This window comes from Peptoniphilus sp. DNF00840 (assembly GCF_001553125.1).
GTDB lineage: Bacteria > Bacillota > Clostridia > Tissierellales > Peptoniphilaceae > Peptoniphilus_A > Peptoniphilus_A vaginalis.
In genome coordinates this window covers 1-754 of record NZ_KQ960208.1, presented here as the reverse complement: position 1 = coordinate 754, position 754 = coordinate 1, and the positions used below count along the sequence as shown (strand labels likewise).

The 754-nt window shown below is 36.3% G+C and carries 1 protein-coding gene; it reads right to left on the bottom strand.

Features of this window, described 5'->3' with window-relative positions:
* Nucleotides 1–7: 7 nt before the first annotated feature.
* Nucleotides 8–754, bottom strand: a 747-nt coding sequence (locus HMPREF1864_RS04275; RefSeq protein WP_197415057.1) for an S-layer homology domain-containing protein, incomplete at its 5' end; no start/stop codon positions are given.

Sequence of the window (754 nt, the reverse complement as noted above, 5' to 3'; positions counted from 1 at the left end):
AATAATGTTAATTCTTGTCCATCTTGTAAAGAACTTGTGCAACTTGGGCTCTTGTAAATTCTGTCTTAGGTGAGAAGCTTCCATCTTCCATACCACTTACTAGTCCAAGCTTCGCCATTTCCCTTACTGCATCCTTTGCCCAAGATTCTATATTTCCGTCGTCCTTAAAGGAAACTTCCTTTCCTTTTGCATTTATATTCTTGCCTGAAATCCTTAAGAATTTAACCATCATGACTGCCATTTCTTCTCTTGTAATTCCTTTATCTGGGTCAAAGTTTCCATTTCCTCTGCCCTTAGTTATTCCCACGCTTTCCGCCCATGCTATATATGGTGCATAGTATGCGTCACTCTTAACATCTTTGAAATTATTTGATTTAAATGAAGTCTTGTTAATGTTTAATATTCTTCCAAGGACTGTTACTAGTTGCCCTCTTGTGATTGCTTTATTTGGAGCAAATTCTTTTGCACTTAATCCAGCAAAGTATCCTTTTTCAACCACATAGTTTATGGCTTCTTTTGCCCAGTGTCCCTTTGTATCTGTAAATCTTTCTTGATTTAAGTTTTCTTTCTTAACTTCTTGTTTCTTTGGTTCTTCCTTAACTTCTTGTTTCTTTATTTCTGTCTTCTTACTTGGTCTAGAAGTTGAAACTTTAGTTGATTTGTTGTACCTAGGGAAAGTAGGATAGCTTGGGTTACTTGGCTTTGGTTGTTGAGCCACTTCTTTGTCTGCACTTTCTTTAAAGGTTTTTACTGC